This window comes from Natronococcus sp. A-GB7, from assembly GCF_029688865.1.
Taxonomy (GTDB): domain Archaea; phylum Halobacteriota; class Halobacteria; order Halobacteriales; family Natrialbaceae; genus Natronococcus.
This window is the reverse complement of record NZ_JARUKV010000038.1, coordinates 1-25513: the sequence shown is the minus strand read 5'-3', so window position 1 is coordinate 25513 and position 25513 is coordinate 1. Positions and strand designations below refer to the sequence as shown.

The following is a 25513-nucleotide window of genomic DNA, read 5'->3' as shown; positions in this document are numbered from 1 at the left end:
CTCGTCGGAACCTCCATATCACCGGCGTAGCTGGACCGGCTGAAAACGGCGTGGTCGACGCGGTTCGTATACTCGGAGACAAACGCGAGATAGTCGCCGATCGGATCGGTGAGATCGATGTGACAGCGCCAGACGATCGGTGCGCTCGGCATCGTCTCCGTTATGTGATCGAGCATACCGAGTGGCTGCGGATCGTGAACCACGACGAGATCGTACATGTCTTCGAGTTCGGCCGCATTTCGCTCGGTGACCGCCCGATAGGTTGCCTTCATATCCTCGGTCAGCGGGGGTCCCCTCCCCTGGAGTGCGTTGTGCATCGCCTTGGTCACCTCGAAGAAGTCGTCGTCAGCATCCATGATGAGCCAGTCGGTGTCGACGGCGAGGTCGTTGCACACCGGAACGATCGAACGGAGCAGTTCCGCGACGCCGCCACCGGCCGCCGTCGAATTGACGTGGAGGATTCGGACGTCTTCCAGCGCCTCGGCGAGAGATCGAAGCCGCTGGAGTCGATCGTGACCCGTCACGCCAGCGTACGCCTCGATTGATTAATCCGATAATGATGGAGCGTGTATCGTCCGTACTCGTTGGTACAACGACGACGGTGGTATCAGTTATGGGGTGACGATCGCAAGGAACGCAAGATCGAACAGCGACGACATTCCACTACGGACCGCTAACGGTCGAAGCTGCACCCTCGTGGATATCCTGGGTGTGGAAAACGATACTGCCGGAAAAAACGTTGCTGGATCGGTTACGTTCTCGCGACAGAGCACGTAGCATGTGGCTTGACATCCCTGGTCACCGAGCACGTTACTGCTATGAATTTCGACGAGTTCACGGGCCAGGTCCAGCACCGGCTCGAGCTTGCGGATACCGGTCGAACGGTGCGAGCGATCAGGGCGACGCTCATGACCCTGGGTCAACGGATTCCGGAGGGTGCGGCCGAAGATCTCGCTGCCTCCCTCCCGATGGAAATCAAGTGGTACATGACCGGTGCCGTTCAGGAACACGGGCAGCGATTCGACTGGCAGGAGTTCGTTACCCGAGTCAGTGAAATCGAGGGAGACCTGACGGATCCGCCGGAAGCAGCGTACCACGCCCGTATCATCGTCGATCTCGTGAGATCGGAGGTGCCGCCGTCGGACTTCCAGCAGCTCCGTGATCAGCTTCCGGAGAGCGCGGACGACGAGAACTGGGGCAAACTGTTCGAGGTGGTCGACAGCGGTGGCTGGGGCGATGCCCAGGAGGCACAGACCGGTGGAGGGCCACAACCCGAGACAGGGAGCCAGCACGGCTCCGACACGGCAGACGACGAGTCGGTCGACGAAACAGAAGAATAGCAATCTCCGCCACCCAGGGTCGAAGGCACGAAGATCGGAAACTGAGACCCGACCTTCGGCACAGATTCACAGAGATGTAAGGAAGAAGTCTCCGACTTTAGCCGTCCTTGGGACGCAAAGCGTTCCAATGTGCCAACCAGAAATCAGCGATTGCTGGTGACGTAGGAGGAAGCCGACACGGCTCCCGTTCCACGAGCGAGAGCAGTCCGCGGCTTCTTTTGCCACCAACCACCGAGCAGTTCCTACTGGCACCTGAACGTGGACGGCTCGCTCGTCATGGCCTCAACTGGTGCGTTCGTCGGAGACGCCGACGAGATGACCAGGGCAGGAGATTGATTCTCGGTCTCTAAGAACGAGTCGTGAGATTACGTAGGTACGAATGTAACCTATTATGGTATTTCAGCATGTGAGGAAGCACCTCACCGAATACGAGCGAAAGCGATCGTGTTCTCGGCGTTCCGATATCCGCTTCGCTGGCGGCGGGGGACGATCCCCGGGGGGTCACGGTTAAGAATACGATCCGCATCAACCATTCTATGGGCAACCCCATTCTCGTCCCACACGACGGTAGCGAGCAAGCAGACGCTGCGCTCCGGTTCGCGCTCGAGACGTTTCCCGACGCGTCGATCGTCGTCCTTCACGTCGTCGAACCGTTCCCGGATCACACTGACGCCGGCGTCGAAAACGGGGGCCGGTGGCGCGACAGAGCCGACGAATTCGCGAACGCGGTTTTCGACGACGTTCGAGCTGTCGCAGGGGAAGTCGATCGATCCGTAGACACGGAATGGCGGTACGGTCGACCGCGGCACGTGATCGTTCGCTACGCCGAAGAACACGACGTCGACCACGTCGTGATCGGAAGCCACGGTCGCGACGGTCTCGACCGGATCCTGCTGGGAAGTGTCGCCGAAACCGTCGTTCGACGGGCGCCAGTCCCCGTCACCGTCGTTCGAACGAACGAGTAGACGACGAACCGCAGTGATCGACTCGATACCGAGCCACGAACCTGACGGCCGTCGCGACGGCAGGACGAACTCGAGTCGCGTCACCGAACGACCGTGACCGGAACCGGTGCGCGGCGAGCGACGGATGCGGCGACCGTCCCAAAGATCGACCGTTCCTCGTCGATTCGACCGTGTGCACCGAGAACGACGTGGTCGACGGCTTCCTCCGTCGCGTACTCGACGATGAGCCGCGCCGGGTCGCCGATATCCCAGTCGGTCGTGACCGATCGGTCGTAGTCGGCAGCGGTCTCGGAAACGTCCGCGAAGAGCCGATCCCTCGCTTCGGCGACGGACGCCGACCACTCCTCGGTCCCGAGCATTGGTTCGTACGACGACTCGAGACCGTTGTCGGTCGCGGAACCGGGATCGAACAGGTCGACGACGTGGTAGGCCGTGATCTCCGCGTCCGGAAATTCGCGAAGCGCGTGACGGAGTGCCTGCGACGATAACGGTGAGCCGTCGACGGGAACGAGGACTGTGCTGGTCACAGAACGAGTTCAAGCCGGAGGGACATAGCCTCTCGGGGCGCAGTATTTTGCGTCTTGCCGTGACATCGTCAACATGCCTCCGATCGAGCTTCCAGAACCCGACCCCGACGGCCAGACGAGCGCCGAACGGGCAATTGCGACACGAGCAAGCCGACGCTCGTTCGCTCGGACGCCGGTGACGATCGAGGACGTCTCTCAGGTACTGTGGGCGGCGCAGGGACTCACTCACGTGAGAGACGGCGTGGAGATGCGAGCCGCGCCGAGCGCCGGAGCGACGTACCCGCTCGTCGTCTTTCTTGAGGTGACGTCGGGCGGGAACGCGGAGCTGGATCGGGGACTCTACCGTTACGATCCGAGACGGCACGTGCTCGAGTCGGAACTCGACGCGTCCGTTCACGACAGCCTCACGCAGGCCGCGCTGGGACAGGAGGTAGTGGGGGATGCACCGACGACGATCGTACTGGCGGCGAACTACGAGCGAACGCGCCGGCAGTACCCGGAACATGGAGATCGGTACGTCCATATGGAGGCCGGCCACGTCGCCCAAAACGTTCATCTCGTCTGTGAATCACGTAGGTTGAATACCTGTCCCGTCGGCGCGTTCACCGACGCCGATGTCGCGGACGCACTTGAACTCCCGGATCGACTCGAGCCGCTGTATCTGCTGCCGTTCGGCCGACGAGCGACGGGGAAATGACAACCTCGAGACTCCGATCCCGATTTCCTGACGGGACGGTTGGACGTATCGGACCGGTCGGACGCCCGTATCGTTTTATCTGTGTGTGACTTGTTCACAGACGAATGCAACTCGAGGCAGTTACGATCGACATCGGGACGAGCCGCCCACTCGTGCTGTTGAACACCGTCGACGCGGACGAACTGGGTGCGCATCCGCTCGATCGCGTCCGGATAGCGTACGATGGGACGGCGACGACAGGCATCGTGAAGGCAACGGATGAACTGGTCGAGTCGGGAACGATCGGGATGACCGAGCCGCTCGACCACGTTCACGGGTTGGTTGACGTGACACTCGCCGGAATTCCCGAATCAGTCAGGTACGTCCGCAAGAAGTTAGACGACATCGAGCTCGAGGCTCACGAACTAGAGACGATCGTCCGAGATATCCACGAGGATCGCCTGTCGGACGTCGAGTTGGGCGCCTACGTTTCGGCCGTCTACGCGAACGGGCTCTCACTCGAGGAGACGAAACACCTGACGGAGGCGATGAGCGACGTCGGCCAGCACCTGACGTGGGACCCCCAAGTCGTCGCGGATAAACACTCGATCGGGGGCATCGCTGGCAACTGCGTGACGCCCGTCATGGTGGCGATCATCACCGCGGCGGGGGTAACAATGCCAAAGACGTCCTCACGAGCAGTGACCTCGCCGGCGGGGACGGCCGACGTCATGGAAACGTTCTGTGACGTCGAGTTCACGACCGATGAGATCGAGGCGATCGTCGCCGAGGCGAACGGCTGTCTCGTCTGGGGTGGCGGTGTAGAGCTCTCGCCGGTCGACGACGCGATCATCCGCGCCGAGAACCCGCTCTCGATCGATCCGCCGGGCCAGCTTACGGCCTCGGTGCTCTCGAAGAAGCAAAGCGTCGGCTCGACGCACGTCCTAATCGACATTCCGTACGGGGAGGGCGCGAAAGTCGAGAGTCTCGTGGCGGCACGAAAGTTCGCCGACGACCTCAAACGGGTCGGCAACCATCTCAGGATGGACGTCAGCTGTGCGATCACCCACGGGACGGATCCGATCGGCCGCGGCGTCGGCCCGGTGCTCGAGGCCCGGGACGTACTTTCGGTGCTCGAAGGGGCTGGACCTGAATCGCTCCGGTTGAAGTCCGTCCGTCTCGCGGATATCCTGCTCGAGCACTGTGGCGTCGATGCATCGGCGATCGATATTCTCGAGTCTGGGCGTGCACTCGAGCAGTTCAGACGGATCGTCGCCGCTCAGAACGGCGATCCGGACGTCAAGTCTGACGACCTCACTCCGGGAGGAGAGTCGACGACCGTCCGCGCAGAGCGATCTGGTATCGCGACTCGGGTCGACAACAGACAGCTCTGCGATCTCGCGCGGCGGGCAGGTGCACCCCTGGACGCCCATGCCGGACTCGTGATTCACCGAACGGTAAGCGAGCCGATCGAAAACGGCGATCCACTGTATACGATCCACGCCGAAACGCCGTCCAAGCTTGCGGAGGCAGAAGCTCTGGCCGACCGGCTCGAAGCGGTTCGGGTCCGGAGCAAGGCAGACGCGCTCGTCGAGCGGCGGTGAGAGCCGAGTATCGGCGAACGTGCGGTTCGATCTCCTCGGAAAGGTCGACGGGAAATAGACGTCACGACCGAGATCACTCCGGCGATCCGTTCGGAATGTGAGTGTACGCACCAACCATCGCGTCGCGAAGGTCGAGTCCACCGAGGGTGGCACCTTCGTCGATGATCGAGTCCCGAACGATCGTCGCTTCGACCGTCGCGTCCGGAAAGATCACTGCTCGTTCGACATCGGTATCGACGAGAGTCGCTTCGGGCATTACGTAAATCGCCTCGGGGTCAAGCCCCGAGGCTTTCGCGTGGACTCCCGTTCTATGCCTCAACCGAGGCAGGGGGCACGTACTCCCCACTCACGTTCAGCGTCCCGCGATTCAAGCGCACATCTACGGGTGCGCCTCCGTCGCCTGCATTTTGCCTGCGACGGAGATACTGCAAACCGATGTTCTTCGAGGCGTTGTAGTCAGCGTGGTTCTCGTATCCGCACTGCTGACACTCGAACGACTCTTGGTGGCGATTGTCGTCGTGAGTAAACCCACACGTCGAGCAACGCTTCGACGTATTGCGCGGGTCAACCTGCACGACTTCGACACCGTGTTCTTCGGCCTTGTATTCGACGTACTCGTAGAGGCGTCGGAACGCCCAAACGTGTTGCCACGTCGCCTCGGGAACATTCTCCCGAATGTGGGTCAAGTCCTCGAACACGATGTGCGAACAGTCATTCTCGACGGCTTCCTCGATAAGTTCGTTCGCCACCGTGTGCAGGTGTATCTCGAACCGCCCGTACTCTTTCTGTCCGACTGGCTCGATGTTCTCGTGGGCGTAGCGAGAACCACACTGCTGGAGCGACCCACGACGTTTCTCGTACTCTCGTCGCCAATGGTTGAACTCGTCTGCCGACCAGAATCGCCCCGTCGAAGCGACGGCGAGGTTGTTGACGCCCAAATCCACACCAAGGACTGTTCTGTGCTTGGATGCGGATTCGGGCGATTTCTCGTCTGCTTCGACTTTCCGCATTGAAGCGTGGAGATACCAGTCACCGTCGCGGTACTGTAAGTGGGCCATCCGAAACTCGAAGTCCTCGTCGGAAACGTACTTGGTGGGTGGCGTCTCCGAGTCGTCGGGGAGGATGTAGTCGCACTCGATGCGCCCATCTACGGTCGAAAGAGAAACGTGGTCGCGGTGGAAGGTCGCACTCCGTTTGTCGTACACCGCGCTATCGGCAGAAAAGTACGGTTGCGACGTGTTCTCACCACCTTCGAGACGCGAGACTCCGCTTTTGACGGCTTCGACCGCCCTGCGAATCCCTTTCTGGACGAGATTCGCGGTTAGGTCGGTTTCGTCGCGGAGTTGGTCGTAGAGGGCGCGTTCGGCTTTCGCTTTGGAAGTGACGTGGTAGCCGTCGTCGCCGTGCCAGCACCACTCACTTGCGGTGTTGGCGCAGTGTTTGAACTGCTCGACCGTCTCTTGAAGGGATGCGTCGGCTCCTTCGGGAGTGCCGAGTTTGATGACGGCGGTACGACGGTATTCCACTGTGATTTCACAGATATAGGTGGTGTTTCTTATACGTTGGGGAGTCAGTCAGCCATCGGGGCGTGGATTGGGTCATCGAGTGTCGACTTCCTCCCCGACCTCAATGGTCGGGGCATCCGCCTTGTACCGCCTGTGAAGGGGTACGCGTACGTCGGTTTCCGAGGCTGGAGCCACTGGACGAACCAGCCGGGCTCATCCGGGTCGTTCCCGTCCTCGAGATACGTCGGGAACAGGGCCAGCGTCTCTCGAGGAAACGCGTAGCAACCGACCGAAACGCACGTTCCGTCCGGTTCGTCGGGTTTCTCCCGGAAGTCGATGACGCGATCGTCCTCGAGGCCGACGACCCCATACGACGTTGCTAGTTCTGGAGCGCTGACGTCGTAAACGGCGATCGTTGGCGCGTCCTTTCGATCGGAGAACTCGAGAAACGACTCGATCGCGAAATCGAAGAGATTGTCGCCGGCGATCACCAGCAGATCGTCGTCGATCCCCTCGCGATCGATCAGTTCGCCGAGCGCCCCAACGACGCCGAACTTCTCGTCTTCGTCGCGCGTTTCTTCGACCGACAACCGCGGTTTGTCGTACGTGCTGTCCGCCAGATGGGCTTCGAAGTCCGGGGCGAACCGCTCGTTCGTGCTGACGTACACCTCCTTGATCCGATCCGTCGCCTCGAGTTCGGCGTAGATTCGGTCGATGACGGTGGTCTCCCCGAGCGGGAGGAACATCTTCGGCCGGTATCTCGTGATCGGCCACAGTCGAGTCGCGTACCCGCCTGCCAGTACAATAACGTTCATGGGTCAGATCTCCGTTTGAGAGCGGTCTACTCCTCGAGCAGCCAGCCGAAGCGCTTCTCCCAGAACTCCTCGTTCGGGGGTTTCTTGGTCCGTCCGTAGGTCTTTTTCTCGCGGATCTGTCGTTCCAGTACGTCTCGCGCCTCGTTGAGCGCGTGGCTCGCACCGTATCCCTCGCCGGAGGCGATGTACAGTCCGCGATCAGTGTAGAGCCGGATGCGAGCGAGCAACAGCGAAACGCCCCGTCGTTTCTCGTCGTGTTCGTGGAGGTGGATCTTCGCGTCCAGGACGCTCATTCCGTGGTCCCGATCGTCGAAGGCGTCGACCATCGCCACGATATCCTCGTAGGTCGTGTCGTCTATCAGACTGGTTCCGTAGATCTGCACGGCTCGGTTCCCGCCGGCCTCCCACGTGAGCGAATCGAGGACGTCGGTCTTCGTGACGATACCGTGAGGCGAGCCATCGTCCGTGACGATCAGCGACGAGGCGCCGACGTCGAACATCTCCTCGACGGCCGTCTCGAGCGTATCGCTCGGTCGGACCGTCCGTACCGGCGAAATCATGATATCCCGAACCGGCAGATCGAGCATTCGCGCAAGTTCGCCCTCTCGGGCGCCGAAGCCGCCGCGACGTGCCCGACCGGTGCTGCTGGAGATCTTACCCCCGAACGGATCGGTTCCGCCCGCGTCGCCGCCCTGACTCCTGACCTCGACACGTACCGTAAGCTCGGTTACGTCGTAGAGACTGAGGATACCGACTGCCGTGTCGTCCTCGACGACAGGGAGGTGAGTGATGCGGTTCTCTCGGAACACGTTGAGCGCATCGCCGAGGGACGAGTCCGGCCTGACCGAGACGAGATCGGAAGTCTGAGCTTCGGAAACGGTCGCCGCGTCCAGAAACGGCGTTACTTTCTGGAGGATCGCATCGACGGTGACGACGCCGACCAGCTCTCGGCCCTCGAAGACGGGCAGGAGCTGCGAGCCGCTGTCGATCATGAGCTGTGCCACCTTGCGGATGTCTTCGTCGGGCGAGAGTCGCGGGACGTGCCAGACGAGTGATCCGAGTTTTTCGCTGGGCTGGCGGTGTGAGGTGGCGAGTTGTCTCCTCGTGACGACTCCCTCGAACTCGTCCCCGCGGATTACGACACCCTTGACGTCGGAATCGGCGAACGTACCGACGAGCTTTGAGACGGGCGTTTCTGGCGTGAATTCGACGTATTCGTTCGAAACGATATTGGCGATGTCCATGGATTTCAGTGTGCTTTCGATCGGGTGGTCGTTCTACGATACTATCGAGGCGTGCTGGGATGGCTGGGATGTGTACTCGTCACCGGTTAGTTGGTCGCTGGGAGTCCCCTCGTGACGATCGCGGAGCCGTTCTCGATCGGCCGCTCACGGTCACGTCTCCATGTAGGCCATCGCTTCTTCGTCGGAGACCTGACTGAAGTTCCGGTAGAACTGTCCGACTCCCATGAAGCTCCCGGGCTTCTCAAGACAGACAACCTCGTCGGTCCCCTCTTCGAGTTCAGCGATAGAGCTCGGCGGACCGACCGGCACTGCGAGGACGACTCGATCGGCGTCCGAATCGCGAAGCTTCGCGAGACAGGCCCTGGCGGTCGAGCCTGTTGCGACGCCGTCGTCAACGACAACGACGGTCTTTTCGGCCAAATTCGGCTCCGACCGACCGCCTCGGTACCGCTCGGCCTTCTGGCGTGCCTCCGCGGCTTTGCGCTCACGCTGTTGCTGAAAGTACTCCTCGTCGCTTCGCGTCCCGAGAATCGCTTCCTCGTTTCGCCAGACGCTTCCGTCGCTCGCAACGGCACCGATAGCGTACTCCGGGTTGCCCGGCGCACCGATCTTCTTCGCGACGACGACGTCGAGCGGGGCGTCGAGTTCGTCGGCGACTGCTCGGCCCAGCGGGAGGCCGCCACGCGGGATGGCCAGAACGAGATCCGCATCGAACCCTCGCTCACGTAGCTCTTCTGCGAGGAACTCTCCCGCTTCCGTTCGATCCTGGAATCTGCGAGACACCTCCATCGTTCCGGAGAAACGGGACGAGAGAGCATATAACGCCAGGGTAACTCCTGCTATATTGGAACAATCATATCGATCACGCGCCGTCGCGAGTACTGATTGGACTGTCGAGAAGCGACGAATCTCCCGTAGGAGAGCCGACGACGAAGAGGGAACCGAACGACCTTGAGGGCCGTCGTCCAGTCTCAGTTCGTCGAGGCGGACCTGTAACGGACGATGTCTATCCACAGAACCAAGATGGCCGTCACCGTTGGAGAGATTATGTACGACGACGTTCTCATCGCGACCGACGGCAGCGGCGTCGCAGCGAACGCCGCGACGGTTGGTATCTCGCTGGCCCGAACACTCGAGGCAACGGTTCACGCCCTGTCAGTCGTCGAAGAGAAGCGAGGCGATATCGCGGCTCGCCGCGAACGCCGCCAGTCAGATGCAGACTCGGTCGTGGCCGACGCGATAGACGCAGGCTGCGATGCCGAACCGATCGTTCGGAACGGACGGCCTGCGACCGAGATCCTGTCGTGTGCCGACGACGTCGGTGCCGACCTGGTCGTCGTCGGGACCCACGGGCGGACCGGGTTACAGCAGGCGTTGCTCGGGAGCGTCGCGCTCGAGGTGATTCGCGAGGCACACCAGCCCGTTCTCTCGGTTAGTCCGGACGCGTCGTGGGACGGCGAGCGAGTCGACGACGTCTGTCTCGCGACCGACGGCTGGACGGGATCGGCAGCCGCAACCGAGAACGCTCTCTCGCTGGCCGACGCCGTCGACGCCAGGTTGCACGTGCTGTACGCCGTCGATATGAGTTCGAACACGGCTGAGATCCAGGAAGCGTTCGAAGAACACGGCGAAAAAACGACGACGGAGATTGCGGATCGAGCCGACGAGCGCGGTCTCGAGGCGACTCGAACGATCGCCCACGGGGCAGCAGGAGAGAGTATTCTCGAGTATACCGACCGGAACGCTGTCGACGTGCTCGTAATGGGAACCGAGAGCAAGTCGACCCTCGAGCGACTCGTCGTCGGGAGCGTCTCCCAGCGGGTGGTGCCCGACGCGAGCGTCCCTGTGCTGACTGTCCGCACGCTCGAGTCGTAGCTCTCCGCCGGCAACAAGATGCCGAGCTCGACACCGTCTGGGGACTCGGACTCGTCCGCCTGGTCGTCGCCGGATTCGTGGCGGTTCTCACCGAACTCTTTTTTGACGAGGACGAGTAGCAGCGACGAATTACCGAACGATCGTCACGGGTACAGGGGCCCGACGGACGACCCGTTCGGCAACGCTTCCGAGCAAAACGCGGGATGCCCCCGACCGACCGTGGCTACCGATGACGATGTGTTCGACGTCTTTCGACTCCGCAACGGCCACTATCTCGTTGCTGGGGGAACCGACGACGGTTTCGCGCTCGACGGAACCGTCGTGGTTCGCTGCGATCTCGGCTGCGTTCTCGAGCAGGTCGTCGGCAGCCTCACGCCGTGTCTCGAGTATCGAGTCGTACGCGTATATCCCACCTTCCCCGTACATCCCGACGGACGGGTCGATGACGTGTAACAGCGTGAGATCAGCGTCCGGATACTCTCGGACGGCGTGTTCGACGGCTTTCATCGCCGGCTCGGAATTGTCGATCGGAACGAGGATATCCATACCGTCTCTTCGTGGTCATGCTCGAAGAATTTTTTTGAAGACGACATCGAAGTACTCGTTCGCGGGTGCCCCGTCGTTCGGGTGCAGGCACCTCTACGTCGCCCCATCCGATCGGGCGGGCCGAGAGTCGACGGAATAGTCACTCGGAGAGCGCGACGCCCGACAGCTCCTCTGCCCGGAGTTCGTACCACTCGAGGTCGACGTCGCCGGCGGCAACGTCGATGTCTTTCGCCACGCGATAGTACCACGCCTCGACGTCGTCGACGTCGTCGTCGGAGAGTGGTTCGAACGACCCACTCAGGACCACGCTCGTCCAGTCGTGCGGTCCGTCCCACTCGTAGACGGTGAGACAGACTTCGTCGGTCGTCTCGATGAACTTGCGCTTCTTGCTGTCTTCGGCGAACCCGAGATCCATGATCGCTCGCTCTTCGTCCGCGTCGTACGCGAACGACATCGGGATGCCGTACGCCCGGCGGTCCTTCGAGAGACAGAGCACGCCGGTCGCCTGCTCGTTCAGAAATTCGGTGATCTCGTCCGCTGCCATCGTGTGGCCGTACCACGAATCAGTCATTTTGCGACACCAGCCGTTTACACCATGGGGTCGCTTATAGAAGGGATAGGAAACCGTCTGCTGGACTGAAAGGCCGATCGAGACGAATATCATTAGCGAATATCTGTACTTCCGTCCTAATTCGGTAGAGAGGGCGTACGGCACCCACCCGTCGCGCCGCTTTTTCTATCACCGTCTCGTACGGCAACCGATGGGACTGGAGACTGCGGGAACCCTCGAGCGAACTGTGTCGTTCGCGCCAGCGGGATCGGAGCCTGCGGTCACGAACGTCGCGACGATCGGGCTGGCGACGCCCGTCCCCGAGCTACCGCTATGGCTCGTGACCGCCGGCGGCGTGGTCACGATCACGATACTGATGGTGGTGTCAGGATTCTTTTCGTCCTCCGAAATCGCGATGTTCGCGCTGCCGAAACATCGGCTCGACGTGCTCGTCGAAAGCGGCGCACCGAACGCGACCGTCGTCAAATCGCTCCGCGAAAACCCACATCGGCTACTCGTCACGATCTTGGTCGGGAACAACGTCGCGAACGTCGCCATGTCGAGCGTCGCGACGGCGTTACTCGGGCTCTACGTCACCGAAGGGCAAGCCGTCCTTATCGCAACCTTCGGAATCACGTCGCTCGTGTTGCTCTTCAGCGAGAGCGCGCCGAAGTCCTACGCCGTCGAGAACACCGAATCGTGGGCGCTTCGCGTCGCTCGGCCGATACGCTACGCGGAGTACCTGCTGTACCCGTTCGTCGTCCTGTTCGATAAGCTGACGCGCATCGTCAACGGGCTCGTCGGCGCCGGGACGTCGATCGAATCGGCCTACGTCACCCGTAGCGAACTCCAGGAACTGATCGAGGCTGGCGAGCGCGCCGGGGCAATCGAACCCGACGAACGTGACCGGTTGCGCCGCACGTTCAGATTCGACGAGACGGCGGTGAGCGCGATCATGGTCCCCCGGCCGGACGTCGTGGCGGTGTCGACGACAGACTCGCTCGAGACCGCGCTTCAGACCTGTGCGCACAGCGGGTTTACTCACCTCCCCGTGTACGAAGGAAATCTCGATACCGTCGTCGGAACGGTCCACGTCTGTGACCTGCTCCGGGAACGGGACTACGGTGCGCGCGAACCGGACGAGCTCGACCTCACAGACGTGATGCGGCCGACGATCCACGTCCCCGAGACCATGCCAGCCGACGAGGTGCTCGCGGAGATGCAACGCGCACAGGTCCACCTGGCCGTCATCATCGACGAGTACGGGACGACCGAAGGGATCGTCACCACGGAGGATCCAACCGAGGTGATCACCGGCGAGATTCTCGGTCCCCGCGAACCGGCTCCGATTCGAATCGTCGACGAGCGAACGGCGATCGTTCGCGGCGACGCCTCGATCGCGATGGTCAACGAAACGCTCGATCTCTCCCTCCCCGAGACACCGAAGGTCGACACTATCGCTGGACTCGTTCTCGACCAAGCCGGACGCCTCCCCGAAGCGGGCGACCGGATCACCTGCGACGGTACCAGAATCACTATCGAGGACGTCGACGACAGGCGGATCATCAGCGTCCGACTCGTTCGATCGGGTGACGACGAGCGCTAGCAGCGCGGTCTCGATGACGAATTTGGCCGTCTGCGGATTCGGCAGAACAGACGGAAAACGAATCTCGACTGCTCTCGGGAACCGAGAACGCGGCTGAACGGATCGCTCCGCACGTACGAACACCCGGTGGCTATTTGCTCGAACGCAAGGTACGAGACGTATGGATCAGACCGTCCTCGTACCGACGGAAGGCTCGCCGCTCTCGATGAAAGCTCTCGAGACGGCACTGGTTGACTACCCCGACGCCGACATCGTCGTCTGTCACGTCATGGATCCGATCGGGTCAGGTTTCGGCCTCATCGACGTCATGCGGCCGACGTTCGAGGACGGCTCGCCGCCGGGTTCCGTCTCGCCGAAGTATTGGCGTGAGTGGCACGAAAAAGCGGAAGAAAAGGCAGCAGAAGTCTTCGACGATGCACGAGAGATCGCAGCCGAACACGGTCGGAGTATCGAGACCGTCCTCGAGTTCGGCGAACCTGACGACGTTATCCTCGAGTACGCCGAGGACCACGACGTCGATCGGATCGTGATGGGCAGTCACTGCCGGACCGGCGCGGAGCGGTTCCTGCTGGGTAGCGTCGCGGAGACTGTCGTCAAACGAGCACCGGTCCCCGTCATGATCGTTCGGTGACGGCCACGGCCGACGGAAACGGGTGGGCCATAGCTAGCGTCGATGCGATTCGGTCTCCTTGGGGAGCGGTGGTTCACGCTCGGAGGATTGCAAGCCGTTTCCGTTCCGATCCAGGAGTTTGACGGACTTACAATGTTCACACCGAAGCGGATAGACCGGCCCGTTCTCCTGCGTGAGGATGACCTCGTGGTTCCACGGGTGGCGCCACTGGTGGCCGTACAGGCGACACTGCCAGTTCATGCTGTGTCATAGAGCATCAACGGTAATGACTTCTTCCCCACCCTACTCGCTCCCTCCGGTCGCTCCTTGAGGATAGCGCGGAACCGAAGGTTCCGCTGACCATACGAACGGCGAAGCCGTGAGCAGAAGGGGACTCCGCGCGACCGCGAAGTTGAATTTGTGCTGAACTGTCCTGTGATGCCGTGTAAGACCTATACCTCCTGGTTTCGTTTATACGGTCAAGGTGAGAAACTGTGCACCGCTATGACTGGATCCTGCTGGCCATCGCCGTCGCCCTCGTCGGTGGAGGAGTCGTCGGCGCGCTGACGGCGGTTCCAATGGAGTACGGGCTAGCCGCCGCGTTTGTGCTCGCCACGCCGTTCGTCTACGACGCAATGTTTCGGAACCCGCCGCTTCCGGAAAGCGACTTCCAGCGAGCCGCCGCCGCAGTCATTTGGCACGTACTTCTGGTTTGGGCGGTCCTAGCCGCGATTTGACATCCTCCACCTGCCTGAGGGCAGGGGAATCCCAAACGTTGGGAATCCAGCCTGCTACTGGAGAGGTTTCAGCCCCACTCCGCGAGCGTCGTCTGTGCGGGTCTCGCACTCGGCTCGCGGTGGGCTGTGGCACTGTCAAGGGTGCTCCCGTCCTGTGGCGTCGAGGAAAATCGGAGATTTTCCGACCATTGGAAGACGGAGTCTTCCAAGAAGTCATCGCGCTCCGGTTTCCAAGGAACGCTCTCTCCCCACGGGTCAACGCGACCAGCGATGTTCGCTGCTGCGTTAATATCCGCCTGAAACTCCGTGACCCAACACTCCGAGTTCGTACACTTGAACTCCGCCTGAGATCCTCGACGACCGATGTGTCCGCAGGCGTGGCACGTCTGAGACGTGTAGCGCGGGTTTACGAACTCGACCGGGATCCCGGCTTCGAGGGCCTTGTCTTCGATCCGGTCGGTGAGCCGGGCGAATGCCCACGAGTGCAACCGCCGGTTCATGTACGTGCCGTAGTCCAAGTTCTCACGAATGTACGACAAGTCCTCGAGCACGATTACTGGGTCCTTGAAGGACTCGGCGTACTCGACGGCTTCGCGAGACGCCTTCTCGAGGATATCCGTCAGGGCGTTCTGGTAGTGGTCGAAGCGTTCGTCCACACGCCACTGCTCGGCGTCGCGATCTTGCAGGCGCTTCAGCGTCGTGTACATCTCTTTGCGGAGTGCTCGAGGTAGATGTGCGGTTGGGTCGGAGTGTCGTTCTGACAGGCACAGCCCGTCAGAAGCTTGGACTCGCCGATATCGAAGCCGATCCGAGTTGGGTCGTCCGGTGTTTTTGGTTCGGCGATCTCGTACTCGACGGTGACGTGCAGCACCCAGTTCGTTCGGTACTGTTGCAGTCGGAACTCGCCGACCGTTGCGTCCTCGTCAAGCAGGTCGAACCAGAGGGATTCCTGTTCGGGGTTGATTTGGAGCGGAATCCAGAAGGCGTTGCCACGTCCGGCCTGCGGAACGCGCCAACAGAACTCGTGTTCGCGTTCGTCGGAGTGGTCGAGACGAAAACCGCGGTTCGTGAACCGAACCGGGTGATCGTCCTTGAGTTCCGACGCGTTGTACGTATCCCGAAGCTTCGGGACGTAGTTCTTGAGGGCGTCCTTTGCGTAGGACGTGAGCGTGTACGGCGTGACGACGTCGTTGACCGCGTTCTGTGTATCCGCTCCACTCTCGAAAGCATCCGAGAGCGCACGGCGGTAGGTCGCCACGGTTCGCTCGAGACGTTGCTCTTTGCCCGTAGTAGGCGGAGCAAGCGTGGCTTCGAGCGTTTTCATGGCGGTCGTCGTCACAACTACGAGTACGGTACCGTGAGTTATAAATACAACGTAAGTGTTACAAATATGTGTGCACTATATAAAGATAGAGATCGACGACGAGGAACAGTACGAACGACTAAGCGAGATTAAAGACTCACACGGAATGACGTGGAAAGGGATCTTACTCCGCGGTGCGAAGGGGTTGGATTCTGACGGGCCGTTAAGCGAGGACTGACTAACGGAGTGACGCGCTTCCTCCCGCGCCTAAAGTCGCGGGTATCCGCGCTATGGTATCTATGATAGCGATGGTTTGCACAAATCATACTTCGAGGAATTCTGCTCGGTCTGAGCGAGCAGTTCTGGATTCGCAGGTTCACAGCGTGGTGCCGTGTCAACGATGCTTTCAGTACGCATTCCCGAAACAGTCCCCTCGAACGTAGTAAGTGTGTCAAGGGCAGGTGATCGTGCGAGCGTCGGCGTCCCATCGACGCGATGGAGTCGCTCGTCGACGGGGTGTGTCGGCGAGTATGACCGCTCGAGAGTTGACCCGTCGCTCGACCCAACTGCTCCGTCCCAGTAGTTACCCTGTCCGTCGGCTGTCCAGACACGGAGTACTCCGAGTCGTGCAGCTGCATGCCGATGGTTGCCGATGAAGTCGTTGTTCGTCACCTGATTGGTCGGCAGCAACTGGTTCGCCTGAACGCCTTCTACGTTCCCCGCGATGACGTTTCGTTCGTATATCGAGTTCCCTGCTGCAGTTGTCATGCCGACGTCCGTATCAGTGATAACGTTCCGGGCAACGTACGACTGCGACCCACCCATCAAGAGTCCCTGCGACGTATCCCGTATCTCGTTCCCGACGACGGCATTGTGTTCTGGATCGGTCATGACGTCGATCCCGGTCGATTTTGCACTCAGGATCCGGTTGTCGGCGATCAATGCATCCGAGGTATACATCAGATGGACACCGATTCGGTTCCCCTCCAACGTATTGTTCCGATAGATCAGTTCGTGCGATCGATGGGTGTAGATCCCGTCACGACCGTCGCGAAAGTGTGAGTCTTCGATCACACCGCCCGGAGATCGCATCGTCATCACTCCCATGTAGCCGTCGTCCCAGTGGTCATTTCCGTCGACAGTGACGTTCCGAACGACGGCCTCCGGACTATCCCGAAGCAGGACTCCGTTCGATGGTGTTTCGATCGAGACGTTTTCGACGACAGTTCTTTCAGAGCCGTTGACCTCGATACCTGCATCTCCCTGTCCGTAGGCCATCTCGAGGACGTCCTCGCTGTCCTCCAGATCCCTGTCTCCAGTGTCGGCCTCCGCTACGTCACCGACACCGGAAATCTGGAGATCCGTTACCGCAGCTCGATCGTCTTCGATGCGGATGACGGTTCCGTTTCCGTCCCCCTGAACCGTCGTCCCCTCTTCCCCAGCAACGGTGATCGGCCGGTCGACGTCGATAGTGTCGGAGACGTTGTAGTTTCCAGAGGGGACGAACACTGTTGCTCCCCCGGGTGCGGTATCGATACCTTCCTGGATGGTTGCTACATCCTCACCAACGACGACTTCTGTTGGTCTATCGCGGGCTTGCGTTGCATCCGAGACCAGCTCGTCACCACGTTCGTGACGTTCGTCGACTCGATCTCGGACGACATCGGCGTCATCGATTTCGAACGAGTGGTCCAGAAGCTGTTCCCAGCTCACTACGGCGCCGCCGTGTTCGGTCGTAAACGCCTCAGCATCTTCCTGCCTCGAAAACGGGACGACGGTTTCTCCGGCAGGCGTTCTCGCCTCACTTCCGACAACGAACCATGCAGACTCCGCATCGGTCCAGCTCTCCGTTCCGTTCGCAGCTAGGTGGCCGTCGGTCGTGAGTTCGAGCGCTGTCCCGCTATAATCAGTCACATAGACACCAGTCGGATAGCCAAAGCGGCCTTCATGGCCCGTTTGCTGGCTAGCGTCGACAAATCGTTCGATCCCCTGATAGCCAACAACGTACTCGTACTGAGAATAGAACACCTGCGCTTTCGGGACGTCGATTCGGTCCTCATCAGGTTCGTTCTCGAGGATGACGCCCGTAGTAACGGTGTCCTCGAACGGTACCGGGTCGGGCGACGTCGACCCGATATCTGCTATGAAAATCCCAGCGACCCCGAGAAGACAGATACCAACGAGGACCGAGATCAAAAGTTTGTGGGAGAGGGCCATCTCGTATCTCTATCTGGTCGGTGTAGTACAATAGACGATCTGGTACGGCCATCGAAGCGACCGAGCGCATTTCGTTTCGTGTACCAGATCGACTTTGCAGCAGGCAACTGTGAAACTATGACACGACAATCCGTGCTTTGGGTTCCTGGCATCGACGTCGAGTGCTTGCTACTATCGGTATCACCAGCACGCTGGCAGGCTGTCCGGTACAGATGACAACGCTAATTCGGATGTTCCGAATCTCGACACCTCGGAGTCTGGGTTTCTCGTCGACCATCCGGTCGACGAGCCGGAAGCGTTCTCGAGTTCGCATCCGTGTGGTGTCTGTTCGATGGCCGTGACCGACTACTCCGACCGAAACGCTCAGATCGCCCACGAAAACGGAGATGAGATGATGTTCTGTAGTCCAGGCTGTTTGTTCGCCTACTACGGAGTTCCGGACCAGTTCGGTGCACCGGAGAGCGACATCGTCGGTGCCTGGGTGACCGATTTCGAAACGAAACCTCTCGTTGATGGGTTCGACGCCGTCTACGTACTCGAATACGACGAACACCGTACTGACGATCCAATGGGCCTCAATCCACGTGTCTACGCAGATACGGATGGCACCCCCAAGTATATCGAGCAATATGACGACCTTGACGAAGATTATACTGTCACACTTTCGGAGCTTGGAGAGAACATCGAGCGGATATATAGAGGAGACCGATTACCGTAGTCCGATCAACTCTGCTCGAACGATTCTCAAAGTGGCTGATAGTGTGGGAGCGGAATCGGCGGGAGGCCGATACCGAGCGTTGCGAGCCCATGTTGGAGCGGAATGTAGCCAAGCAACACGAAGGCAGCCCCCAGAACACGGTGGAGTTTCGTTCGCGTCTCGAGACTCAGTGACTGGAAGAGCGTTCCGTAGACGAACAGCGAGGGGACCGTTCCGAGTCCAAGCACAGCCAGCGAGAGAAATCCCTCGACAGGCGATCCTCGGATAAACGCGTACAGAAAGGCTGGATAGAGCAACGGACATGGCAACAACCCGTGAACCGCGCCGAGTCCGGCGATTCTGATGTTACCGACCCAAGAGTCGACGTTTGCGAGCAGCGTCTGGTGGAGACGTCCGAGCGTTGCTCCCACAAGCGGAACGCTGATCGACCCGCCGACGAAACCCCGACCGATTAGATAGTTGATCCCCATTGCGACGATGAGTGTCCCCACGCCGATGCCGGCGACTGCATGAACGTCCGTCGCAACGGCTGTCACTGCCTGTGGGGAAACGAACACGACTGTCCCTGCAAGACCGAACAATCCACCTATTATCGCGTAGCTGCTCGCTCGACCGAGGTTAAACAGCGCGTGCTGCCTGACCTCTCTGATCGTCAGTTCGTTACGTTCTCTACGATGCCCATCTTTGGCCCGTATTCTGTCAGAGTAGGTCGTTACGAGTGGCCCACACATTCCGAGACAGTGTGCACCACCGAGTAATCCGATCAGACCGAACACGACGAGACTGACCGGTTCAACGGCAGTCGGATCCAGCCCTGGATCGTAACAGGTCTCTAAGACTGGTCCCTGGGGGTGGGGTCGCATCTGTTACTCTCGGTCGTCTATTACCGTTTCCAGATCGTCGGTGATTTGTTCCGTCGAGGGGTTCTCACCGCGGTAGCTTCGTTCGACGTACCCATCCGGGTTAACAAGGAAGGTGACGGTTATGTGTGCGAAATCGTAGTCGTCACCCAACTCCTCGCGTTCGAAGGGAATGCCGAGTTCGTCCTCGACGACTGTTTTCGCTTCGTCGTCGTCTTCGGGACGTAGATAGTGCCAGTTGTCCGCCTCGAGATCGACGTCTACCATCTCGGCGTGATCCGAAAGTTCGTCTGCAGTGTCTCGCTCGGGATCGAACGTGATCGCGAGAAATCGGACGTCGTCGCCGAGCCCGCTCTCGAGGCTGTTGGCCTGAACCGTCGAAATCGCGTGCATAAGTGGCACACATTCGGCGGGGCAGGTCGCAAAGAACGCCGTGCAGACGAGACACTCCTCGTCGATACTGTCGACGTCGACGGACGTTTCTAGCAGGGGATCAGAGAGCTCGAACGTCGGGAAAGGCTCGCCGTAGGTCGGATACGAGGGCTCCCCCTGCGTGCTCTCTTCTGGCGGGTCCAACACCACCTCACCGGATGGTTCGTCGTCTACGAGTCCGGTTAGACAACCCGCGACGGGCGCCAGCCCGACGACCGCACTACTGGCGAGAAGATCGCGTCGATTCATCGTGTGATGCTAGTGTTCGGGCTCTGAAGAGCGATCTGGTGCAATCATCTAATTCACGGTGCTCGTTCGATAACCGAACCAGATTCGACTTACCAGACTCGTTACAATAGGGTAGTATGGACGACGGGCTAATTTCGATCTCTTCCCAGGAGCCCCGCTCGACGCGACGAACGTTTCTCGCTGGGAGTGCCAGCCTTGGTGTCGCCGCGATAGCCGGCTGTTTCGGTGACGATAGGACCGACGGTGTCGACAGCCGCCTGCATCTGACCGATGGGGCGCCGACGCTCGTTCGATCGCCTGCGGAGTCCGGAACCGCTGTGGGACCTGCTCCTGCACGTTCCGACACAGAAACAGGAAGCCCCCCCCCCAACAAGCGAGGGGCGAGTAGCCCCGAGCGCGGTAGGGTGGGGTAGTTCACTAATGCAATCGACGCACTGGCGTTTCTTGACGAGCGGCCCTCCCTGGATATAGCTCTGTTAGATTTGGACCTCCCTGGAAGAGACGGGTGTGAGACCCTCAAAGAAATTCGAAAGACGACAGGAATCGAGCATCTGCCGGTGATTATGCTCTCAGGGTCAGATGCTGATAAAGACGTGAGGAGATGCTATGACGGCAATGCGAACGCAGATCTCACAAAGCCAGATGGATCTACTGCGTTTCTTTATATGGCAGAATTGATTGAAGAATTTTTGTTCGAAAAATCTGAAGTTCCTGTTGTTCCTTCATAGGCATCTCTCCCAGTTCGGGGTCAGCCTAATCTCAACCTCACAAGGCCCGCCTCAATAGTCGGCCAAGTCCTTCCTGTGAACGAACGGACGAAGTATATGTAGTCTGTTGGCGTGCATTCCCCTCGACTGGGAGCTCAGTAATAGGTAGGAGAAAGAGTATGTCCGAGAGAATCTCCCTAGAAAATTCCGCAGTTTTCACTTACTCCCCAGGCATCGGGCGCGTGTACCACCACGACCATAGGATGAGGACGCCTTGCAGCGGAAGCCGACCCCATTGGACGACCGGAGATGGGTTGAGCGTCCGACCAAACACACCCGTCACCGTCACGTCACTGACAGCCATATAGATGTTCGCCGGGAAGATGGCAATCAGAAGGACGATAACACCCCAGGCAGCGAGTTTTCGCGTCCGTGAGAACAACAACCCGACGCCAAGGGCAACCTCGGCGACGCCCGAGAGATACGCAAGCACAAGCGGATAGGGAAGCATTGGGGGCACAATCTGTGCGAACGCTTCCGGGATGATGAAATGGGTTATTCCGGCGATGATATAAATCGAGGCCATTACGTAGAGCAACGGTCGTTTCAGGCGGACGAGAAGATAACTGGCGTCCATACTGTCTATGACTTAGCTTGCGGGGACAAGAGATTTTGCCCACGAGTTATGACCGTCGTAAGCGAGTCGTGGTTATCAGCCGATTGTTCGCCAGGTGTGAATCGTATTGAAGCTATCCTCGTCACCAACTGATTCTGGGCAATGCATATTAATTCGCTATCTGAATATCGATTTGTGGGGCACTGTCTAGTTTAGCACCTCGTCAGCTGACGTCTTTCCCTCGAGCGGTTGGTGCGGCTCTGATGTTGTAGTTATGTACAAACTGATCAATTCATTTGCGGGCACTCTGACGACTTCCCACCCACGAGTTATGGAAACGGTCAACGCGAATTTTGAAGGTGTGAAACCACTTTTCAACGAGGTTTCGGTCGGTATAGTCAACCCGACCGTTCAATCCCAATCGGGAAACGGCAGTCCGATAGTCAAACTGATCAACAAGAAACATCGCTTCGGAGAAATCGTGTTTCTCACGGAGTCTGTGCAGGAACGCAGCCGCCGGATCAGTGCCGTGGTGGCCGAATAACTGGTCGTCGAGAATCAATTTTGTATCGAAGTCTATTGCATCATACAATCAAGACCATTCGCCGTTTCTTTTGACAGTGGTCTCGTCAATGAACTCCAGGGTGACGACAGCGATAGGACTCTCGAGTTCGAGTCTGAGACGGTTCGACTACTCCGTTGGTATCTTCGGACCGATGGAAGGACACTACAGCTCTCTGTCCTACCCGCTCAAGCGACTGACTCACAACACGATCCCTACAGCGACTCATCGAAAAACTCGCTGTCGAAGCGAACGTGCGGCCGCTGCTCGCAGGCGGTGATATAGGAGAGCCGACGGACGTTACTCGCACACGCTTCGGCACTCTGTGGCCTATCGGATTATCCAAATCGACAGTGGTCGGCTCGAGAATGTACAACTACGACTACGTCACGCGAACCGACAAACCACGGATCAAATCTATAGTCATCTAACCCCACGATAGTGTGGTGATGATGCTGACCGAGAGACATGGTGGAACGGCATATGGATGAATGGGACTATTGAAGATTGGTTTGGACAGGCGACGCTGCAAATGACACTCCAATCGCTGAAATGGACTCGACTCACTCTGCCGACTCTGGCCGGACCAATCGGAACCACGTCCGTTCTCCGACCGATGTCCTTGAATTCCTCCGTGAACGCTACCTGGACTGAGTTAACTGGCGAACAGTTCGAACGAAAGTTTAATCGGTTATTCGGCGGTCATACACTATGATTTCGTAGCACATTCGCTGCGAGGAACAGAACAATAATAATACCACCAAGGAATTCTCCAGAGATCGGGATCAACCCAAGTGTAACGGCCAGCAGCAATGTCGCACTGAGACCAGCGGACCCTAAATACCAGTTGTCGACCGCTCGTATGTCAAAGGACGTTGTGTCAGAACTAGACCGAGCATCGCTCTCTTCGCGAGAGGAGAGTTCGAGATACGGTGCGAAGACATTCAGCTGTGTAGTTGGCTCAATGAGCCTTTTGGTCGAATCGTATCGAATGACCCCTGCTTTGTCGAGCTTCGGGAGATGTGACTGATAGAGTGGAATGTAGATGCGTTGGTATTGCGCCTGCGTTACGTCCTCAACAGATGTTTCGTGCTCCAGTGCTGCGATATGTCGGGCAAGCTTCGGTAGCCCAACTTGGTTTTCTGTTTCGAGAAGATACCGGATTGCTTCTCGCCGACGAGTTGTACTCAGTAGGTGAAATATTTCTTTCCTGGATACTGGTTGGGACTCCGAGCAAGGGTTGAAATGCACGTCTTTCTCGCTTTGTAGGCAGTGGTCTGTTTCTGGACTCATCTCCATTACTCGTCAGTCAGATCTTATCTGACTCATTACACCAGGGCCAAATAAACCGTTCTATAGGATTTGAGTAACAGACAAACAGTATCTGCTTCACTTGTCAATATCTATGGTTAAGTTTATCATGAGTGAAGGATGAAGCGGACAACATGAAATCGACTAGTTCAGACCTATGCAACACCCTTCGAAAACGTAGTGAATTACTCCAAGCTCTTGCCTCCACCCCCCGTACCAAATCCGAACTCTCCCAGAAATTACCGATATCAAGATCGACGGTCTCACGAGGGTTGAAAGTATACGAAGAACATGATTGTGTCGAACAGGATAAAGAAAAATATCGAATAACGACTACCGGCTTGCTTGCCCTGACTGCTTATAATCGCTATATCGAGAGTATATCATCAGTTATAGTTTCCTCCGGCGAACTGAATTCCCTTCCAGAAAAAGCATCGGTTGATATTTCGTTTGTTCGGAATGCTCAACGATATCCTGCAGACCCATCAGTACCAGGAATGGCTTTCGAAGCAAGCAATGAGATAATTCGATCCTCGGATCATTTTTTAGGACTTGCTCCAGTCGCACTACCATCGTATCCAAGATCGCTCTACGAAATTCTGCAGGAGCAGGATCTCCAAGCGGAGATAGTCATTGAAAAATACATTTTAAAAAGATTACAGGAGTCGTGTAGCGACGTCATGCAGAGGTTAGAACAGATGGAGAGTGTTTCCTTCTGGCTTGCAACTCAACCGCTTCCATATTCAATTTGGATAGCGAAATCAGCTGAGCAAAACCATGCTGGACTCACGATCCATGCTAACGGTGGTGTGCAAGCCGTCTTGATCAATAATGATCCGAAAGCAGTCAATTGGGCTCTGAATCAGTATCAAGAGTTTCGAGATGAAGCTGCACCTCTTGATTAACTGCTAAGTCACTCTTTGGCTATTTCTTCACTTTACGAACGTACTGGTGTAAGTAAGGCTTCTGGTTCGACTATCGAAATGGTTTATAACCACTACTCGAGGAGATTAAATATGCCAATAGTCCACTGCCCAGAATCGGTGATTGAGTAGACAGCGATCTTGTAATGGCACCGAATTTGAGACCAATAATTGGCAAAGGAGCGTGATGTTCGTTGAAGTGGGACTGCTCAGTGAGGACTGTCACTCGAGAGTTCTATACCGCTCGACCTATCGCAGTACCGGCAAAAGCCAATGATACGTATTCAGGGCGTTGCAGTTGCTGTGTGAAGTACCTCGGGCACAAGCCCCGAGGTACTCTCGCTGTATCTCTGTAGACGGGGCTGAGCAGGAGAGCCCACAGGGGTAGACTCTCCTGGATGTCCAGGAATGCGATGTTGATGTGGTTCGTGAACGAGAGGGGCTCGACACACGAGTGAGTTCGGACTACCACACCAACACTTGCTAGGCTATGGACTATACGTATTAGACCTTTCGCACCGCAGAGAGTAATCCGCCAAAACACTTTTCCGATATTTGTACTATAGATACGATCTCTTGAACCGCCGATCTAGCTGTGATTGCGTTTCCTCAACAGCAATGTCGATCTACCCAGTGGTCGACTACACCTGCATCCCCGCAAATTCCAGATCAACCTGCACTACCACACGACCTCTCGCCTGTTGGCTAACAATCCGGGCTAAGTCGTCTCTTGAGAGAAAGAGCTATTATCTGGACATATTAAGAGGAACTGATGAAAAAGACACACTACAAGGCTATTGCCGCCTTCTTAGTTGCTGCAGGGGCGATTCAGACAGTATTGGCACTTCTCCAAGACACATCATTTTTCACGGCTATGACTGTATTCGGCGGTGTCGCTTTTGCTACAGCTGGAGTTGCATTCTGGTTTGAAATCTGAATTAGTTCTTATTATCTTTGGTGCCTGCTCCACTGCGTAGACCTGTTAGATTGGACGTCAACGATTGCTCGAGCACAG

23 protein-coding genes and 4 pseudogenes are annotated in these 25513 nt (G+C 58.3%); 11 read left to right on the top strand and 16 right to left on the bottom strand.

Going from position 1 to position 25513, the window contains the following annotated elements; all coding sequences use genetic code 11:
• Positions 1–5 precede the first annotated feature (5 nt).
• Positions 6–542, bottom strand: a pseudogene (locus QA609_RS22570) (glycosyl transferase family 1); the annotation flags it as partial.
• Between the two features lie 276 nt (positions 543–818).
• Here QA609_RS22570 and QA609_RS22565 point away from each other — a divergent pair.
• Positions 819–1340 (top strand): DUF2267 domain-containing protein, encoded by a 522-nt coding sequence (locus tag QA609_RS22565; protein WP_278304877.1) that lies wholly within the window; start codon positions 819–821, stop codon positions 1338–1340.
• 536 nt (positions 1341–1876) lie between these two features.
• Positions 1877–2305, top strand: coding sequence for a universal stress protein (locus tag QA609_RS22560; RefSeq protein WP_278304876.1), 429 nt, complete (start codon positions 1877–1879; stop codon positions 2303–2305).
• A gap of 80 nt (positions 2306–2385) precedes the next feature.
• Here the strand turns inward: QA609_RS22560 and QA609_RS22555 are convergent, their stop codons facing one another.
• Positions 2386–2832 carry a universal stress protein gene (locus tag QA609_RS22555; protein WP_278304875.1) on the bottom strand — a complete coding sequence of 149 codons (447 nt, stop codon included), beginning with the start codon at positions 2830–2832 and terminating at the stop codon, positions 2386–2388.
• Between the two features lie 73 nt (positions 2833–2905).
• Here QA609_RS22555 and QA609_RS22550 point away from each other — a divergent pair, with 73 nt between their 5' ends.
• Complete coding sequence (locus QA609_RS22550; protein WP_278304874.1) at positions 2906–3529, top strand: SagB/ThcOx family dehydrogenase; 624 nt, start codon at positions 2906–2908, stop codon at positions 3527–3529.
• Positions 3530–3633: 104 nt separating this feature from the next.
• Positions 3634–5112 carry an AMP phosphorylase gene (locus tag QA609_RS22545; protein WP_278304873.1) on the top strand — a complete coding sequence of 493 codons (1479 nt, stop codon included), beginning with the start codon at positions 3634–3636 and terminating at the stop codon, positions 5110–5112.
• A 73-nt stretch (positions 5113–5185) separates the two neighbouring features.
• On the opposite strand, the gene QA609_RS22540 is transcribed toward QA609_RS22545, so the two are convergent.
• From QA609_RS22540 to QA609_RS22520, 5 genes and pseudogenes are all read right to left on the bottom strand, one after another.
• Complete coding sequence (locus QA609_RS22540) at positions 5186–5368, bottom strand: hypothetical protein (protein ID WP_278304872.1); 183 nt, start codon at positions 5366–5368, stop codon at positions 5186–5188.
• A 52-nt stretch (positions 5369–5420) separates the two neighbouring features.
• A complete protein-coding gene (locus QA609_RS22535) occupies positions 5421–6638 on the bottom strand; it encodes a transposase (RefSeq protein ID WP_278304871.1) in 1218 nt (405 codons plus the stop codon).
• Positions 6639–6766: 128 nt separating this feature from the next.
• Positions 6767–7432: pseudogene (locus QA609_RS22530) on the bottom strand (nucleotidyltransferase family protein); the annotation flags it as partial.
• A 26-nt stretch (positions 7433–7458) separates the two neighbouring features.
• Positions 7459–8676: a CBS domain-containing protein gene (locus tag QA609_RS22525; protein ID WP_278304870.1), complete on the bottom strand. Its 1218-nt coding sequence runs from the start codon at positions 8674–8676 to the stop codon at positions 7459–7461.
• A gap of 150 nt (positions 8677–8826) precedes the next feature.
• The gene (locus QA609_RS22520; RefSeq protein WP_278304869.1) at positions 8827–9465 is read right to left on the bottom strand and encodes a phosphoribosyltransferase family protein; all 639 of its coding nucleotides are present in this window, start codon (positions 9463–9465) and stop codon (positions 8827–8829) included.
• A gap of 258 nt (positions 9466–9723) precedes the next feature.
• On the opposite strand from QA609_RS22520, the gene QA609_RS22515 reads away from it, so the two are divergent.
• Positions 9724–10551 (top strand): universal stress protein, encoded by an 828-nt coding sequence (locus QA609_RS22515; RefSeq protein ID WP_278304884.1) that lies wholly within the window; start codon positions 9724–9726, stop codon positions 10549–10551.
• A gap of 129 nt (positions 10552–10680) precedes the next feature.
• Here QA609_RS22515 and QA609_RS22510 read toward each other — a convergent pair whose 3' ends face one another.
• Both QA609_RS22510 and QA609_RS22505 read right to left on the bottom strand, forming a co-directional pair.
• Positions 10681–11097, bottom strand: coding sequence for a universal stress protein (locus tag QA609_RS22510; RefSeq protein ID WP_278304868.1), 417 nt, complete (start codon positions 11095–11097; stop codon positions 10681–10683).
• 139 nt (positions 11098–11236) lie between these two features.
• The gene (locus QA609_RS22505) at positions 11237–11668 is read right to left on the bottom strand and encodes a pyridoxamine 5'-phosphate oxidase family protein (protein WP_278304867.1); all 432 of its coding nucleotides are present in this window, start codon (positions 11666–11668) and stop codon (positions 11237–11239) included.
• A gap of 190 nt (positions 11669–11858) precedes the next feature.
• On the opposite strand from QA609_RS22505, the gene QA609_RS22500 reads away from it, so the two are divergent.
• From QA609_RS22500 to QA609_RS22490, 3 genes are all read left to right on the top strand, one after another.
• A complete protein-coding gene (locus tag QA609_RS22500; protein WP_278304866.1) occupies positions 11859–13253 on the top strand; it encodes a hemolysin family protein in 1395 nt (464 codons plus the stop codon).
• Positions 13254–13413: 160 nt separating this feature from the next.
• Positions 13414–13884, top strand: coding sequence for a universal stress protein (locus QA609_RS22495; RefSeq protein WP_278304865.1), 471 nt, complete (start codon positions 13414–13416; stop codon positions 13882–13884).
• A gap of 473 nt (positions 13885–14357) precedes the next feature.
• Positions 14358–14600 (top strand): hypothetical protein, encoded by a 243-nt coding sequence (locus QA609_RS22490; RefSeq protein ID WP_278304864.1) that lies wholly within the window; start codon positions 14358–14360, stop codon positions 14598–14600.
• Between the two features lie 68 nt (positions 14601–14668).
• Here the strand turns inward: QA609_RS22490 and QA609_RS22485 are convergent.
• Positions 14669–15939, bottom strand: a pseudogene (locus QA609_RS22485) (transposase).
• Between the two features lie 261 nt (positions 15940–16200).
• The gene (locus QA609_RS22480; RefSeq protein ID WP_278304863.1) at positions 16201–18120 is read right to left on the bottom strand and encodes a right-handed parallel beta-helix repeat-containing protein; all 1920 of its coding nucleotides are present in this window, start codon (positions 18118–18120) and stop codon (positions 16201–16203) included.
• 331 nt (positions 18121–18451) lie between these two features.
• Here QA609_RS22480 and QA609_RS22475 point away from each other — a divergent pair, with 331 nt between their 5' ends.
• Positions 18452–18838 (top strand): hypothetical protein, encoded by a 387-nt coding sequence (locus QA609_RS22475; RefSeq protein WP_278304862.1) that lies wholly within the window; start codon positions 18452–18454, stop codon positions 18836–18838.
• Between the two features lie 26 nt (positions 18839–18864).
• On the opposite strand, the gene QA609_RS22470 is transcribed toward QA609_RS22475, so the two are convergent.
• From QA609_RS22470 to QA609_RS22450, 5 genes and pseudogenes are all read right to left on the bottom strand, one after another.
• Positions 18865–19701, bottom strand: coding sequence for a sulfite exporter TauE/SafE family protein (locus QA609_RS22470; protein WP_278304861.1), 837 nt, complete (start codon positions 19699–19701; stop codon positions 18865–18867).
• Between the two features lie 3 nt (positions 19702–19704).
• Positions 19705–20379 carry an SCO family protein gene (locus QA609_RS22465; RefSeq protein ID WP_278304860.1) on the bottom strand — a complete coding sequence of 225 codons (675 nt, stop codon included), beginning with the start codon at positions 20377–20379 and terminating at the stop codon, positions 19705–19707.
• A gap of 927 nt (positions 20380–21306) precedes the next feature.
• Positions 21307–21723 carry a DoxX family membrane protein gene (locus QA609_RS22460; protein WP_278304859.1) on the bottom strand — a complete coding sequence of 139 codons (417 nt, stop codon included), beginning with the start codon at positions 21721–21723 and terminating at the stop codon, positions 21307–21309.
• 186 nt (positions 21724–21909) lie between these two features.
• A pseudogene (locus tag QA609_RS22455) lies at positions 21910–22336 on the bottom strand (DDE-type integrase/transposase/recombinase); the annotation flags it as partial.
• Between the two features lie 630 nt (positions 22337–22966).
• Entirely contained in the window at positions 22967–23557 is a 591-nt protein-coding gene (locus tag QA609_RS22450) for a hypothetical protein (protein ID WP_278304858.1), read from the bottom strand.
• A 152-nt stretch (positions 23558–23709) separates the two neighbouring features.
• On the opposite strand from QA609_RS22450, the gene QA609_RS22445 reads away from it, so the two are divergent.
• Positions 23710–24480, top strand: coding sequence for an ArsR family transcriptional regulator (locus QA609_RS22445; protein WP_278304857.1), 771 nt, complete (start codon positions 23710–23712; stop codon positions 24478–24480).
• A 790-nt stretch (positions 24481–25270) separates the two neighbouring features.
• On the top strand, positions 25271–25435 hold the full coding sequence (locus tag QA609_RS22440; RefSeq protein ID WP_278304856.1) for a hypothetical protein: 165 nt from the start codon (positions 25271–25273) through the stop codon (positions 25433–25435).
• The last annotated feature ends 78 nt before the right edge of the window (positions 25436–25513 follow it).